Annotated in this window: 16 protein-coding genes and 1 pseudogene; 13 read left to right on the forward strand and 4 right to left on the reverse strand. The window is 54.1% G+C overall.

Annotated features, from left to right (window positions below; genetic code table 11):
* Positions 1-336 precede the first annotated feature (336 nt).
* Entirely contained in the window at positions 337-774 is a 438-nt protein-coding gene (locus J5286_RS22775) for a VirK family protein (protein ID WP_042474874.1), read from the forward strand.
* Between the two features lies 1 nt (position 775).
* On the opposite strand, the pseudogene J5286_RS31765 reads toward J5286_RS22775, so the two are convergent.
* Positions 776-926: pseudogene (locus J5286_RS31765) on the reverse strand (type II toxin-antitoxin system HipA family toxin); the annotation flags it as partial.
* 354 nt (positions 927-1,280) lie between these two features.
* Entirely contained in the window at positions 1,281-1,535 is a 255-nt protein-coding gene (locus J5286_RS22780) for a hypothetical protein (RefSeq protein ID WP_245206673.1), read from the reverse strand.
* A 644-nt stretch (positions 1,536-2,179) separates the two neighbouring features.
* Between J5286_RS22780 and virA the strand changes: the two genes are divergently transcribed.
* Positions 2,180-4,669 (forward strand): two-component system sensor kinase VirA, encoded by a 2,490-nt coding sequence (virA, locus tag J5286_RS22785; RefSeq protein WP_209193639.1) that lies wholly within the window; start codon positions 2,180-2,182, stop codon positions 4,667-4,669.
* Between the two features lie 103 nt (positions 4,670-4,772).
* Here virA and J5286_RS31330 read toward each other — a convergent pair whose 3' ends face one another.
* The gene (locus tag J5286_RS31330) at positions 4,773-5,333 is read right to left on the reverse strand and encodes a plasmid pRiA4b ORF-3 family protein (protein WP_234908540.1); all 561 of its coding nucleotides are present in this window, start codon (positions 5,331-5,333) and stop codon (positions 4,773-4,775) included.
* A gap of 8 nt (positions 5,334-5,341) precedes the next feature.
* A complete protein-coding gene (locus J5286_RS31335; protein ID WP_309568444.1) occupies positions 5,342-5,707 on the reverse strand; it encodes a plasmid pRiA4b ORF-3 family protein in 366 nt (121 codons plus the stop codon).
* A gap of 353 nt (positions 5,708-6,060) precedes the next feature.
* On the opposite strand from J5286_RS31335, the gene J5286_RS22795 reads away from it, so the two are divergent.
* The 11 genes from J5286_RS22795 (at position 6,061) to virB11 (ending at position 15,506) form a co-directional block, all read left to right on the forward strand.
* Entirely contained in the window at positions 6,061-6,798 is a 738-nt protein-coding gene (locus J5286_RS22795; RefSeq protein ID WP_042474864.1) for a type IV secretion system lytic transglycosylase VirB1, read from the forward strand.
* Positions 6,798-7,163, forward strand: coding sequence for a pilin major subunit VirB2 (virB2, locus tag J5286_RS22800; protein WP_042474862.1), 366 nt, complete (start codon positions 6,798-6,800; stop codon positions 7,161-7,163). The genes J5286_RS22795 and virB2 overlap by 1 nt, the downstream gene beginning before the upstream one ends.
* The gene (locus J5286_RS22805; RefSeq protein WP_042474859.1) at positions 7,163-7,489 is read left to right on the forward strand and encodes a type IV secretion system protein VirB3; all 327 of its coding nucleotides are present in this window, start codon (positions 7,163-7,165) and stop codon (positions 7,487-7,489) included. The genes virB2 and J5286_RS22805 overlap by 1 nt, the downstream gene beginning before the upstream one ends.
* Positions 7,489-9,858, forward strand: a complete 2,370-nt coding sequence (gene virB4, locus J5286_RS22810; RefSeq protein WP_042474854.1) for a type IV secretion/conjugal transfer ATPase VirB4 — start codon at positions 7,489-7,491, stop codon at positions 9,856-9,858. The genes J5286_RS22805 and virB4 overlap by 1 nt, the downstream gene beginning before the upstream one ends.
* Before the next feature lie 16 nt (positions 9,859-9,874).
* On the forward strand, positions 9,875-10,537 hold the full coding sequence (gene virB5 / locus J5286_RS22815) for a pilin minor subunit VirB5 (protein ID WP_042474851.1): 663 nt from the start codon (positions 9,875-9,877) through the stop codon (positions 10,535-10,537).
* Between the two features lie 100 nt (positions 10,538-10,637).
* Positions 10,638-11,525, forward strand: a complete 888-nt coding sequence (locus J5286_RS22820; protein ID WP_042474849.1) for a type IV secretion system protein — start codon at positions 10,638-10,640, stop codon at positions 11,523-11,525.
* A 54-nt stretch (positions 11,526-11,579) separates the two neighbouring features.
* On the forward strand, positions 11,580-11,726 hold the full coding sequence (locus tag J5286_RS22825) for a type IV secretion system lipoprotein VirB7 (protein ID WP_374190072.1): 147 nt from the start codon (positions 11,580-11,582) through the stop codon (positions 11,724-11,726).
* Complete coding sequence (locus J5286_RS22830) at positions 11,713-12,426, forward strand: type IV secretion system protein VirB8 (protein ID WP_042475081.1); 714 nt, start codon at positions 11,713-11,715, stop codon at positions 12,424-12,426. Before J5286_RS22825 ends, J5286_RS22830 begins: the two co-directional genes overlap by 14 nt.
* Positions 12,423-13,304 carry a P-type conjugative transfer protein VirB9 gene (gene virB9, locus J5286_RS22835; RefSeq protein WP_042474844.1) on the forward strand — a complete coding sequence of 294 codons (882 nt, stop codon included), beginning with the start codon at positions 12,423-12,425 and terminating at the stop codon, positions 13,302-13,304. Before J5286_RS22830 ends, virB9 begins: the two co-directional genes overlap by 4 nt.
* A complete protein-coding gene (gene virB10 / locus J5286_RS22840; RefSeq protein WP_209193640.1) occupies positions 13,301-14,434 on the forward strand; it encodes a type IV secretion system protein VirB10 in 1,134 nt (377 codons plus the stop codon). The genes virB9 and virB10 overlap by 4 nt, the downstream gene beginning before the upstream one ends.
* 40 nt (positions 14,435-14,474) lie before the next feature.
* Entirely contained in the window at positions 14,475-15,506 is a 1,032-nt protein-coding gene (gene virB11 / locus J5286_RS22845; RefSeq protein WP_110924661.1) for a P-type DNA transfer ATPase VirB11, read from the forward strand.
* The last annotated feature ends 40 nt before the right edge of the window (positions 15,507-15,546 follow it).

Consider the following 15,546-nt stretch of genomic DNA (forward strand, 5'->3'; position numbering starts at 1 on the left):
CTTTGCGGTTGCGCTTCTTACCATCGAAGGATCCATAATGTACCGAAGCTCCAGGTTGCGTGCGGTTTGGAGTATGGATCGCCGATGGCGCTCGGAGCTTTATCGAGGATCCTTCGCCCTCAATCCTTCACGCCGAAAGAAACCGGTGAAAATGTCGAAAGAACCCATCCCAGTGAAGTCTTCGTCCCTACTGAGAATTCCTTCTCATTAGGCTGGCGGAACGACTGCAAGACGGGATCTGGTAGTAGAATCGACCTTCTCAGCGCTGCGCGCAATCTCCATTCCTTGGTATCGTGATGCTCTCAATTCTTTTACTCGTTCTAAAATGGATCAGCTATGAAGCATATCGTCCCAACCTTGTTCGGGGTACTCTTGGCTACAGCGGTGAATGCTGCCAACGATCTTCATGTGCTCGCGACTTTTCCCGAGATTGAGCTCGCCCTGACAACTGGCAAGCCGGTGAGTGTCGCGATTGACTTAAGTTTATGCACTCCCGCGAACGGCGTTACACCGCCGACGAAGACGCGTGGAGGCATCCGAATAGAGGGGTACAGGATCACAGCTGACGGCACCCTTGCGTTTGCCGACCAGCACTTTACGATTGATCGTGACGGTGAGCCCATTCTTCAATTTCTTCGCTATCACATCAGGTTGGATGGCAATGCCGAACTCACCATGGTCGTATTCAAAATGCCAAGCTATGAGCGAAAAGGTACCAGTTTGGTCTACAATTGCGCAATCAGTCGTGGATTGAGTTTCTTCGCTTCAGAGTGATTTGATTGCCCCGGAGAATCTGCTCGGTAATCTAGCAGCCGGCCGAGCTCGATCAGGGCAGGAATACCATCTCGGATCGGTGCCTGAAAAACTTCACTGCCAACCCCAGCGGAAGCGGAGTGCGCCAAGCCGGCCTCGTCGGCGACGCCGAGGGAAGAGCGGTCTTGTCGTTATACGATGCCGGCGGCTACCCATTATATGCCCGTTAAGGTTCCCATCGACTTTTTTACTAGCTTTCGATGTCCCGGCCGTAAAGGTTCGCAACCGTTGAAGCCTCCGTACCCAAACCGTCCTTTGCTTGCGTCGCATCGATGTCGTCCATGGTATGCCACCCGCTCGCGGGCCTATGGGTGGATTTGCCAGCGCTGGTGACATTGATACCACGTTAATTTTTCGTCCGCGTCGCGACAAATTTCATGATGACATATGAAAATCCAATAGAGTTGGGTTTCAAACCAGGGCGTGGCGGCCGGTTGGAATTTTCCCAAGTCCACCGACCGTTATTCTTACATGCCGAGCTGGCGCTCCTTGTCCTCCCCCTCGCTCACTGCGAGATGCTCGTATAGCTGGATCGGATAAAATAGTTCGGAGCCAAAAGCAAAATCGAGGAGCAATTGTTCGAAAAAGGATCTCTTCGTTGACGTGGGACGCGGCTGATGGTCGGCTAACAATTGTAGGCTGGGTAGGGATACGCCGTCGATGGTTACCAATCGCAGGTGTAAGTCGCTGCGCCGCTTGTCTGTTTTCTTTTGGTGTTCCATGTCATCGTACTCCTTGTGTAAGCCTACCGATGATATGTGCAGCCCATCTGCAGTATGATGATTACAGGGGAGCGCAGATTGGTTTCAAGCGTAACCCAATTAGCCTGCCATAAGTTATGGCAATTGGTCAGGATTGGGCGCCGTATCGCGCTACATTTGTAACTCTGCGTTTCTGACGTTGCGTGCTGCTGCGGGTGACCTAAACGAAAATGCGTCTGAAGAATATTTCATTGATATGCACATGAAATAGCCAGTTGGGTTTCAAATATCGCCGATGTCCTCGCTCTTTCGTAGACGACAGCCTTTGGAGCGCTATGGACACCACTTTGTTTCCGCCGCCCCGCCACGACATTACTCGCCGCTCGTAGCATAGCAATTTGCCCTGTCGACGCATGATCAGGCTCTTGGTTATCTCGACGATTTCATTTTTTCTCGATGCAAACCCCGACATTTGACCAATTCGATCCTATGAGCCACCGCGGAGTCAAAGAGCACCTCGGCAGCCAGGAGAAGCCATAGCCAAGGTTGTGTTTCAATTGAAACAAACTGAGTCGACGTTTGTGATTTCAACCCCATTTACAAAGCCTACCGTGCGGCCTATGCGCCGCCGGAGTGGGAGCGTTGGCACGAGGAAGTAAGTGCGGATGAACGGAAGGTTTTCGCCGACTCGGCAAGATTTCAAGCAAGGCGCCAAGCCTTGGTCTATCCTGGCCCTGATAGTTGCCGCAATGATTTTTGCCTTAGTGGCAATTCAGTGCTGGCAGGACAACGAAACCAATCGGGCAATCCTGACCCAATTGCGCGCAATTAACATCGACAGTGCCTCGCTGCAGCGGGATGTACTCGGCGCTCACGCTGGTTTGGTGGCGAACTACCGCCCCATTATCTCCAGGTTGGCAGCTTTGCGGAAGAACCTCGAAAATTTGAAGCGACTATTTGAACAATCCCATCTTGTGAGCGGCAACGATTTCTCTCAACTGCTAGGCCAGCTAAAGGTGTCTGTGGATACGACCGACGCGGCGGTCGCAGCGTTCGGAACGCAAAACGTGCTCCTGCAAGATTCACTGGCCAGCTTCACTCGTGCGCTGAGTATTCCTCCCAGAATGCCGTCGACGGATCGGGCGGTCGAAAAACCGATCGAATTGGCCAGCCTGATGCTGCAGTTTATGCGTCAGCCAAGCGCAGCTCTTTCAGCGGAGATCAGTCAGGAACTCGATAGGCTCCAAAATTCACGCGATGGGGATGAAGCTCCGGCGCGTATACTTATACGTGAGGGTCGCATTGTCTTGTCGCTTCTGCCCCGGGTGAACGATGCGGTAAACATGATTCAGACCTCTGACACCGCGGAGATTGCTGAAAGGTTGCAGCGTAAGTGTTTGGAGGCCTATAGCTTACAAAACGCGAGAGAGCAGCGGGCAAGGATCTTCTTGGGTTCCGTTTCGGTGGGCCTTTGCATCTACATGATCTCACTGGTCTATCGGCTGCGCCGGAAAACGGATTGGTTAGCGCGGCGTTTGGATTACGAAGAGCTAATCAAAGAGATTGGCGTTTGCTTTGAAGGTGGTGGGGCCACCACGTCATCCGCGCAAGCTGCGCTTGGAATTATTCGGCGCTTCTTTAATGCCGATTCATGTGCGTTAGCATTGGTGGAACATGGTGATAGGTGGGTCGTCGAGAGCTTCACTGCGAAGCTGCCCGAGCCCGTCTGGAAAGATGTGGCGCTACGCGAAATGGTTTCTTTTGCCAAAGCGGACGAACGTGCGTCGGTGTTTCGCATCATGTCGACCCAAAACGTCGGCTGCTTTTCTCCGGAGATTCCAGGCCTTTCGATATTGCTGGCGCACAAATCCACGGATCAACTGATAGCGATTTGTTCGCTAAGTTACCAAAGCTATCGTCTGCGACCTTCTCCGGGTGAAATTCAGCTTCTTGAGCTCGCTACCGCCTGCCTCTGCCATTACATCGATGTTCGCCGCAAGCAGACCGAATGCGATATTCTGGAGAGGCGATTAGAGCATGCGGAACGCCTTCAGGCAGTTGGCACACTTGCCGGTGGAATAGCGCATGAATTCAACAACATTTTGGGGGCAATCCTCGGGCACGCCGAAATGGCGCAAAACACGGTGCCTCGATCATCTGTCATCCGGAGATACATTGACTATATCATTTCGTCGGGCGACAAAGCCAGGCTCATTATCGATCAGATCTTGACGCTGAGCCGAAAGCTGGAATGCGTGACAAAGCCGTTTAGTGTCTCAGATCTAGTGATGGAAATCGCTCCTTTGTTACGCGTTGCATTGCAGGGTAGCATCGATATTAATTTCAAGTTTGATGACAAGCAGAGCGTGATCGAAGGAAGCCCGCTTGAGCTTCAGCAGATGCTTATGAATCTTTGCAAGAACGCTTCCCAGGCCATCACAGACGATGGACAAATCGACATCATAGTTGGCCGAACTTTTGTATCGAGACAGAAAATACTGGCGCATGGTGTTATGCCAGCCGGCGACTACGTTCTCCTTTCTGTCAGCGACAACGGTGAAGGCATTGCCGAGGACGTACTACCCCACATTTTCGAGCCTTTCTTTACAACACGTGCTCGCAGCGGCGGTACTGGCCTGGGCCTCGCTACCGTGCATGGCCATATCAACGGGCTTGCGGGATACATCGACGTTACCTCAACTATCGGGCGAGGGACGCGCTTTGACATTTATCTACCCCCTTCCTCTAAGGAGCCAGTCAGCCCCGACACGTTTTTTGGCCGCGGTAAAACACCGCGCGGGAGCGGGGAGACTGTGGCACTAGTTGAACCCGATCCCGTCTTGAGGGAAGTGTACGAAGACAAGATTGCCGCTCTGGGTTATGAACCGGTGGGTTTTAGGGCATTTGAGGAGTTTCGTGAATGGATTTCAAAAGGCAAACAAGCCGATCTGGTTCTGGTTGACCATTCGTCCCTTCCCATCAATCAGAGTGAAACCGCTTTGCATGCGGCTTTGAAGACCGCGTATATCATCACTGGAGGAAATGACCTTAACATGTCCCTTTCAAGGGATGACATGACAACTGAACTTTTTCTGCCCAAGCCTATATCTTCCAGAACGATGGCGCATGCGATTCACACTAAAATCAAAACATAGAGTTGACAAATTTGAACGAGGGCAATCCGAACATCTGTTCGGCGCGGCTCGATATGAGATTACATAACCAGATCAATAGTACAATCCAAGTGATCAGGGCGCGCTAGTAATGGTTTGTCGCGGTCGTTTTCTGCAGATAGTTCGGGCGGCTGCTGGGACCGGAAAACGGGCGACGATTGCTGAAGTCTTTTCGGTAAAAGGCGAGCCGTTCGCTAAGCTCGGACGTCCCACCATCGTCCTGGGGGGACAAGTAGCGAACTTTTGGATGACGTAATTGGCAAAAGTCTTCGCCCTTATTGGGCATCGCGTCTATGTACCTGGGGCGATGATGCCATGAGGTATCGAGTTGCGATAACTCACATTGAATGCCGAGTTCTCCGGAGGTGTGATCAACGTTGTCGGTGCTGACTTTTCGAAAAGCCCCTTTACAAGGTTCGACGCCGAACGTGGTTCGCGACACGGCCTCGACGATATCGATGCTGATGTCGGCGGGATCAAAGCGGCCGCCATACCAGCGCTCAAGCTGGCGACGCTGAGGAGGCGTGCCTGCCATGGGGTGCCGCGGCTTAGTCATTGCGTCCAGGAACTCCGCAAAGCCGGATGTTCCGCCAATCATCGTCCGGCGGCGCCCTGTGCTCACCAACGAGGAAGCGCGGATATTCAAGGGCTGGATTACCGTCCTCGATGGCCTGCATTGATGGAGTGCTGCCAGTCATCACCGAAGTTGTAGGTATAGGTGACGGTCGAGACACCGCGATCGACCAGTGCTCCAATGCGAACGTTCCGAGCGGCATTAGTCTTTCGGGTGTATGCGTCATCAGGATCCGACACATCATATCGTCTACCACCAGCCTCAAATTCGAAGAGATGATAGTCCTCGAACAACATCAGAGCCCGAATGCCGTCGTGTAGATCCTTTAGGCTCAAGTTAAGTGGCACCTCGACCCTGCGCCAGATCACTGGTTCCATCCCGTTAAGTTGGACATGCAGTCGAGCAATGCGATCGGAAAGGGTCATGAGACCGTGGTTGAGTGTCATCTCTCTAAGGGGAGCAATTTCTCAATCTGCATGAGTGGTGTGCACCGGTCTCATACCCTGATCTGGCCCTTAAATCAGCATTTCCCGTGTTTGGCATTGCGTCCGAAGACTACCCTCACGGTACGGTACGAGATCTTACGTCGGTGGGATTAGATCGTCGCCATTGTCTCAGGGGTGCCGTCTTTTGCCGTCGCGTGCCTAATACCTTGAAAAGGAGTTCTCGCTTCAAATGAAATAGAAAAGAAGAAATCAAAAATCCTAGAGTAACCAACCCACCCGATGATCGTGAACATCAAATGGCGCATCTCTTCCAACCGAAGGGCTGTGTTGGTTATCGATTGGGGAGATAAGGAATGTTCAGGGCAACGGGGCCACTGTCGATCGTCTTATTGGCCTCCGTGTGTTCGTCGAGCGAAGCGGCGCCACTCTCATTTGCCGAGTTCGATTATTTTGCCCGCGAATGCGCGCCATCAGTTGCGCCATCTACCCTTGCGGCGATTGCTAAGGTCGAGAGCCTCTTTGATCCGCTTACGGTACATGACAATACCACAGGCGAAACGCTTCACTGGCAGAATCACGCACAAGCAACGCAGGTCGTGATGGACCGTCTCGACGCGCGGCATTCGCTGGATGTTGGCCTCATGCAGATCAATTCTCGGAATTTTTCCGCGCTCGGTCTGACACCTGGCGGTGCCCTTCAAGCGTGCACGTCATTGTCTGCCGCCGCAAACTTGCTTGCTCGTCGGTATGCTGGGGGCGAAACGGCCGACGAAGAGCAATTGGCGCTTCGCCGGGCAATCTCCGCCTACAACACCGGTGATTTCACGCACGGTTTTGCGAACGGCTACGTGCGAAAAGTTGAAACGGCCGCTCAACAGCTCATCCCTCCGTTAACCGAGCGTCAAAAAGACGATCGTGAGAAAGCGAGATCCGAAGAAACATGGGATGTTTGGGGTTCATACAAGCGCCGTTCTCCGGAGGGCGGGGCTGGCGGTTCATCTGGTCCGCCACCGCCGCCAGAACCGGACAACCGCAAATCCGAAGACAACAATCAACTCTTATTCGACTTAAATGAAGGAGGTCAGCAATAATGCGATGCTTTGAGAGATACCGTGTACATCTGAATCGCCTCTCGATCTCGAACGCGATGATGCGCATTGTGTCTGGCTATGCGCCGAGCGTGGGCGGTGCAATGGGATGGAGCATTTTCTCCTCAGGGCCGGCCGCAGCCCAATCTGCGGGTGGCGGTACTGACCCAGCCACAATGGTTAACAACATATGCACGTTTATCCTCGGTCCGTTCGGCCAGTCACTCGCTGTTCTCGGCATTGTGGCCATCGGAATCTCTTGGATGTTCGGGCGAGCTTCGCTCGGTCTCGTTGCCGGCGTCGTCGGCGGCATTGTCATCATGTTTGGAGCTAGCTTCCTCGGCAAAACGCTGACTGGCGGTGGTTGATGGATGATTATCTAGAAGAAGCGACCCTTTACCTGGCGGCGACACGGCCCGCATTGTTTCTTGGGGTGCCGCTGACATTGGCGGGGCTATTCATGATGTTTGCTGGCTTTGTCATAGTTATCGTTCAGAACCCGCTCTACGAAGTCGTTCTCGTGCCCTTGTGGTTCGCGGCGCGGCTCGTCGTGGAGCGAGACTACAATGCGGCCAGCGTCGTTCTGCTGTTTTTGCAGACGGCAGGAAGGAGCGTTGATGGTCTGATTTGGGGCGGCGCAAGCGTTAGCCCAAATCCGATCAAGGTTCCCACGCGAGGGAGAGGAATGGCCTAATGCTCGGCGCAAGTGGCACGACCGAAAGATCCGGTGAGGTCTATCTCCCCTACGTTGGGCACCTCAGCGACCATATCGTCCTTCTCGAAGATGGATCGATCATGACGATGGCGCGTCTTAACGGCGTTGCCTTTGAGCTCGAGGATACTGAAATGCGCAATGCACGTTGTCGTGCATTTAACACGCTGTTGCGTAATATCGCTGATGATCATGTGTCAATATATGCTCACCTCGTACGTCACGACGATGTGCCACCATCGGCGCCGCGACACTTCCGTAGCGCTTTCTCCGCGAGCCTAAGCGAAGCTTTTGAGCAGAGGGTGCTCTCCGGCCAACTCCTTCGCAACGACCACTTCCTTACGCTAATCGTGTTCCCCCGAGCGGCGCTTGGAAAAGTCAGGAGGAGGTTCAGCAAACTCCATAGAAAAAAGGAAAACGATCTAACAAGTCAAATCAGGAACTTGGAAGATCTTTGGCATGTTGTCGCTGATGCTCTCGAAGCGTACGGCCTGCGTCGGCTTGGCGTTCGTGAGAAGCAAGACGTACTTTTCACGGAGGTTGGAGAAGCGCTGCGGCTAATAATGACTGGTCGATTCACGCCGGTTCCGGTCGTCAGCGGCTCACTGGGCGCTTCGATCTATACCGACAGAGTCATTTGCGGCAAGCGAGGGCTCGAGATCCGAACGCCAAAGGACAGTTATGTTGGATCTATCTACTCGTTTCGCGAATACCCGGCAAGGACGCGACCGGGCATGCTCAATACCCTATTGTCTCTCGATTTTCCACTTGTTCTGACGCAGAGCTTCTCGTTCCTGACTCGCGCGCAAGCGCACGCGAAGCTCAGCCTCAAGTCGAGCCAAATGATGAGTTCTGGCGATAAAGCCGTTACCCAAATCAACAAATTATCCGAGGCGGAGGACGCACTGGCGAGCAACGAATTCGTTATGGGGTCACATCATTTGAGCCTTTGCATATACGCAAACGATCTCAATAGTCTTGCCGACAGAGGTGCTCGGGCCCGGACGCGATTGGCGGATGCGGGAGCCGTTGTTGTCCAAGAAGGCATCGGCATGGAAGCGGCCTATTGGTCGCAGCTGCCGGGAAACTATAAGTGGCGCACACGTCCAGGCGCAATCACTTCGCGCAACTTCGCTGGTTTAGTCTCCTTCGAAAGTTTTCCCGAGGGGTCGAGCTCAGGTCACTGGGGCAACGCGATTGCGCGCTTTCGCACTAATGGTGGAACGCCCTTCGACTACATTCCGCATGAGCACGATGTCGGCATGACGGCGATATTTGGCCCTATCGGAAGGGGCAAAACGACGCTCATGACCTTTATCCTCGCCATGCTCGAGCAAAGCATGGTTGATCGCGGAGGTGCGGTTGTCTTCTTCGACAAGGACCGTGGGGGTGAGTTGCTGGTCCGCGCCACTGGAGGAACATATTTGGCACTCCGCAGAGGAGCGCCTAGCGGATTGGCGCCGTTGCGTGGTCTGGAAAATACGGCATCCTCGCACGATTTTCTGTGCGAATGGATCGTCGCGCTCATTGAGAGCGATGGCCGTGGAGGAATTTCTCCGGAAGAGAATCGCCGTCTAGTGCGGGGCATTCATCGACAGCTCTCATTTGATCCCCATATGCGGTCTATCGCGGGATTACGTGAATTTCTGTTGCATGGGCCTGCCGAAGGCGCGGGAGCGCGACTCGAACGCTGGTGCCGAGGCAATGCACTGGGCTGGGCATTCGACGGCGAGCTTGACGAAGTAAAATTGGATCCTTCGATTACTGGTTTCGATATGACGCATCTTCTCGAATATGAGGAAGTATGCGCTCCCGCCGCAGCATATCTCCTACACCGAATTGGAGCCATGGTCGATGGCCGCCGGTTTGTGATGAGTTGCGATGAGTTTCGCGCCTATCTGTTAAACCCTAAATTTTCGGCTGTGGTCGACAAATTCCTGCTTACCGTTCGCAAAAACAACGGGATGCTAATACTGGCAACCCAGCAACCTGAGCATGTTCTGGAATCGCAGTTAGGCGCCAGCCTGGTTGCGCAATGTATGACGAAGATCTTCTATCCGTCGCCTACCGCAGACCGATCGGCATATGTCGATGGACTGAAATGCACTGAAAAGGAATTTCAGGCGATCCGTGAAGACATGGCGGTAGGTAATCGGAAGTTTCTGCTTAAACGAGAGAGCGGAAGCGTCATCTGCGAATTTGATCTGCGGGAAATGCGCGAATATGTCGCCGTCCTGTCGGGACGCGCCAACACGGTGCGATTCGCGGATAGGTTGCGCGAATCACAGGGAGACCACCCATCCGCCTGGCTCAGCGAATTCATGGCCCGTTACCAAGAGGCAAAAGATTGATCAAAGGTAGGAAACTATGAAGACGACGCAACATATTGCAATGGCGTTGACCGTCAGCCTTCTTTCTGCTGGCTCCGCGCGGGCGCAGTTCGTTGTTAGCGACCCGGGGACGGAAGCCGAGACGCTGGCGACGGCGCTCACAACTGCTGAAAATCTCAGTCAGACTATAGCGATGGTTACAATGTTGACGTCGGCCTACGGTGTCACCGGACTGCTGACTTCGCTCAATCAGAAAAATCAGTATCCCTCGACCAGGGACTTGGACACGGAAATGTTTTCGGCGCGAACACCAATGTCGACCATGGCGCGTGCGATCACCACCGATAGAGATCGCGCCGTAGTTGGTGGCGACGCTGAAGCGGAACTGTTGCGGTCGCAGATCACCGGTGCCGCGAATAGCGCCGGCATTGCGGCCGACAACCTGGAGGCGATGGACAAACGCTTGACGGCGAACACCGAGACGTCGGCACAGCTTTCTCGCTCCCGCAATATTATGCAGGCAACCGTCACCAACGGTTTGCTTCTCAAGCAGATTCACGACGCAATGATTCAAAATGTCCAGGCGACCAACTTGTTAACGATGACCACCGCCCAGGCTGGCCTTCATGAGGCCGAAGAGGCGGCAGCTCAACGCAAAGAGCATCAAAAGACTGCGGTCATCTTTGGGGTCGCCCCCTGAGATTGCGCAACTTATTCGTGCTGTCCATCCGCACACTTCAGCATGCAAGTTTAGTGTATCCGACATTCCGCGACAAGCCAGTCAAGGTCAGGTCCAAACGATGAACTTCACGATTCCGGCGCCGTTTACGGCCATTCATACGATCTTCGATCTAGCCTTTACTACAGGCCTCGACACGATGCTTGGGACGATCCAGCAGGCGGTGAGCGCGCCATTGATCGCCTGTGTCACTCTTTGGATTATCGTTCAGGGTATTCTGGTCATGCGTGGCGAAATCGACACGCGCGGTGGTATCACTCGGGTGATCACGGTCACCGTCGTTGTTGCCCTTGTCGTCGGGCAAGCCAACTACCATGACTATGTGGTTTCAGTCTTTGAAGAGACGATTCCAAACTTTATTCAGCAGTTTAGTGGCAGTGGGCTGCCACTGCAGACCATTCCAGCTCAGCTGGATACGATGTTCGCCCTAACCCAGGTCGCATTTCAGAAAATCGCATCCGAAATCGGGCCAATGAATGACCAGGACATCCTTGCTTTTCAGGGGGCTCAATGGGTCTTTTACGGCACGCTCTGGTCTGCGTTCGGAATTTACGACGCCGTTGGCATTCTCACGAAAGTGCTGCTGGCGATCGGTCCGCTGATCCTCGTAGGATATATCTTTGATCGCACTCGCGACATTGCGGCCAAGTGGATTGGTCAACTTATCACCTACGGTCTCCTGCTTCTCCTGTTAAACCTCGTGGCGACCATCGTCATTCTAACTGAAGCGACTGCGCTCACCCTTATGCTCGGGGTAATTACCCTCGCCGGTACGACCGCGGCTAAGATCATTGGTCTTTACGAACTCGACATGTTCTTTCTGACTGGTGACGCGCTCATTGTCGCTTTGCCGGCAATCGCCGGCAACATCGGAGGCAGTTATTGGAGCGGCTCGACTCAATCTGCCAACAGCTTGTACCGACGCTTCGCTCACGTCGAGCGCCGCTAGGCGCGCGAAAAGATCGCGTCAATGGAGAACTCGATGAAATATTGCCTACTATGTATGGTTCTCGCTTTAAGCGGTTGCCAGACGAACGACAAATTGGCGAGCTGCAAAGGCCCAATATTCCCGCTGAATGTCGGGCGATGGCAGCCTACGCCGTCAGATCTTCAGCTCACCAACGCGGGTGGACGCCATGAAGGAGTCTGAATACGCCTTGTTGGTAGGGCGGGAAAGCCTAGCTGAGCACTACAAGGCAGTGGAGGCTTTTCAAACTGCGCGTGCGAAATCGGCGCGGCGTCTCTCCAAGGTCATTGCAATTGTCGCGGCCGTTGCGGTCTTAGGGAATGTTGCTCAAGCCTTTACCATTGCCACCATGGTGCCGCTGATCAGGCTTGTGCCAGTATATCTATGGGTACGGCCGGATGGCACCGTTGACAGCGAGGTATCCGTCTCGCGATTGCCTGCAACTCAGGAGGAGGCCGTCGTTAACGCCTCGTTGTGGGAGTATGTTCGGCTGCGCGAGAGCTATAATGCCGATACCGCCCAGTACGCCTATGACCTGGTATCGAACTTCAGCGCCCCAACAGTGCGCCAAGATTATCAGCAATTCTTCAACTATCCCAATCCCAGTTCGCCTCAAGTGATTCTCGGCAAACGCGGCAGGCTGGAGGTCGAGCACATCGCTTCGAATGATGTCGCTCCGGGTGTGCAGCAAATTCGCTATAAACGGACCCTCGTCGTCGACGGCAAAATGCCGGTGGTGAGCACGTGGACTGCGACAGTTCGCTACGAAAAGGTGACCAACTTGCCCGGGAGATTGAGACTGACCAACCCGGGAGGTGTGGTTGTCACCTCCTACCAGACATCGGAAGATACCGTTTCGAACGTAGGCCACAGCGAACCATGACGAAAAAAGCGTTTCTCATTCTGGTATGTTTACTTTTCGCCGCGACCGGCGCGAAGGCTGAAGACACGCCGGCGGCCGGCAAACTCGATCCGCGCATGCGCTATCTGGCTTACAATCCCGATCAAGTGGTGCGCCTATCGACGGCGGTTGGAGCCACCTTGGTTGTTACATTCGCGGCTAACGAAACGGTTACCGCTGTTGCCGTTTCCAATAGCAAAGATCTCGCGGCCCTTCCGCGCGGAAATTATCTTTTCTTCAAGGCTAGCCAGGTTCTGCCGCCCCAGCCAGTGGTCGTGCTAACTGCCAGCGATGCCGGGATGCGGCGCTATGTTTTCAGCATATCTTCCAAGACGATGTCGCGCCTCGATAAAGAGCAGCCCGATCTCTACTACAGCGTACAATTCGCGTACCCTTCCGATGACACAGCGGCTCGCAGGAAGGAGGCACAAGAAAAGGCTGTTGCAGACCGTCTGCATGCAGAAGCACAATATCAACGCAGAGCGGTGGATTTATTGGATCAGCCTGCCACGACCGTTGTTGCCGGAGACAAGAATTGGCATTACGTCGCTCAGGGCGATCGTTCGCTGTTGCCGCTCGAAGTCTTCGACAATGGATTTACGACGGTATTCCACTTCCCAGGCAATGTGCGCATACCCTCCATCTACACGATGAATGCCGATGGCAAAGAGGCTGTCGCGAACTATTCAGTCAAAGGGAGCTATGTCGAGATTTCTTCGGTTTCCCGTGGCTGGCGTCTGAGGGATGGCCACACCGTACTATGCATCTGGAATACCGCTTACGATCCCGTGGGCCGGAGGCCAGAGACGGGCACTGTGAGGCCTGATGTGAAGCGCGTCCTTAAGGAGGCGAGGGGATGAACGACGATAATCAGCAATCGGCGCATAATGTCGATGCATCTGGATCTCTCGTCTCCGACACACATCGCCGGCGCCTTTCCGGGTCTCAAAAGTTGGTCGTAGGAGGTGTCGTTCTCGCGTTATCACTTAGCCTCGTTTGGCTTGGTGGGCGTCAAAGGAAGGAATATGGAAACGCACCGCCGGCAACCATGATTGCTACGAACACCAAGCCATTTCATCCGGCTCCAATTGAGGTTCCGCCTGATCCTCCGGCTGTCCAGGAAGCCGTCCAGCCGACTGCTGTTCCACCAGGACGAAGTGAGCCGGAGCGGCATGAACCGCGCCCGGAAGAAACACCGATTTTTGCGTATACCAGTGGTGATCAAGGGATCAGCAAGCGCGCCAATCAGGGCGAGATTGACCGAAGACACGAAGACACAGGAGAAGACAGGTCCTTGCCGAACGGCGAAGTAGCTACCGAGAACGATCTGTCGATACGCATGAAGCCCACTGAGCTACAGCCTAGCAGGGCTACGCTCTTGCCCCACCCGGACTTCATGGTGACGCAGGGGACGATTATTCCGTGCATCCTACAAACGGCAATCGACACAAATTTGGCAGGTTACGTAAAATGCGTGTTGCCTCAAGATGTTCGTGGAGCAACGAATAATGTCGTGCTTCTCGATCGTGGCACCACCGTTGTAGGCGAAATCCAACGTGGTCTACAGCAGGGTGATGCGCGCGTTTTTGTGCTTTGGGATCGCGCGGAGACGCCCGACCATGCCATGATTTCGCTTGCATCGCCAAGCGCAGACGAACTCGGTCGCTCGGGATTACCGGGCATGGTCGATAACCACTTCTGGCAGCGCTTTAGTGGGGCCATGCTCTTGAGTGTGGTGCAAGGAGCCTTCCAAGCAGCGAGCACCTACGGTAGTAACTCGGGCGGCGGGATGAGCTTCAACAGCTTCCAGAATAACGGTGAACAAACGGCGGACACAGCCCTCAAGGCCACCATCAACATACCGCCAACTTTGAAGAAAAATCAGGGGGACAAGGTCTCCATTTTCGTGGCACGGGACCTCGATTTCTCGGGCATTTACCAGCTTCGCACCACTGCCGGCACGGTGCGGGGACGGGATCGCCGCCCTTAAAGAATTCAACTTTTCGCTTACAGATGGGGATACAATACAAATGGAGGTGGATCCGCAATTACGCTTCCTGCTCAAGCCGATTTTGGAGTGGCTCGACGACTCGAGGACCGAAGAAGTTGCGATAAACCGACCTGGAGAGGCATTTGTACGCCAAGCTGGCATCTTCACCAAATTGCCTCTGCCTCTGTCCTATGATGATCTTGAAGATATCGCTATTTTAGCTGGCGCGCTGAGAAAGCAGGATGTCGGACCACGCAACCCCCTTTGCGCTACTGAACTTCCAGGTGGTGAGCGGCTGCAAATTTGTTTGCCGCCGACCGTCCCATCGGGTACCGTCAGCTTAACGATTCGACGCCCAAGCTCCCGTGTTTCTGGTCTTAGAGAAGTCTCGTCCCGTTACGCTGCTTCGAGGTGGAATCAGTGGCAGACACGAAAAATGCGGCAAGATCAGCATGATGACGCTATCCTTCAGCATTACGACAACGGGGATCTGGAAGCGTTTCTGCACGCGTGCGTCGTTGGTCGACTGACGATGCTGCTTTGCGGCCCCACTGGTAGCGGCAAGACGACGATGAGCAAAACCTTGATCAGCGCTATCCCGCCGCAGGAAAGGCTGATCACCATTGAAGATACGCTCGAACTGGTCATTCCACACGAGAACCACGTAAGGCTACTCTATTCTAAGAATGGGGTTGGGCTGGGTGCCGTGACCGCCGAGCACCTGCTCCAGGCTAGTCTGCGTATGCGACCGGACCGAATACTGCTCGGCGAGATGCGCGACGACGCTGCATGGGCTTATCTGAGTGAAGTCGTCTCAGGGCATCCGGGATCGATTTCCACAATACACGGCGCCAATCCCATTCAAGGTTTCAAAAAGCTGTTTTCACTCGTAAAAAGTAGTACGCAAGGCGCTAGCTTGGAAGATCGCACACTGATTGACATGCTCGCAACGGCCATCGATGTGATCATACCTTTCCATGCCTACGATGACGTCTATGAGGTGGGCGAAATCTGGCTTGCGGCAGAGGCGCGCCGTCGAGGCGAGACCATAGGCGATCTTCTCAATCAATAGTAGTATTCCTTCCACTCAAAATATAACGGGGTTTGTTACA

Source organism: Rhizobium sp. 16-488-2b (genome assembly GCF_017741815.1).
In the GTDB taxonomy this organism is placed as follows: domain Bacteria; phylum Pseudomonadota; class Alphaproteobacteria; order Rhizobiales; family Rhizobiaceae; genus Rhizobium.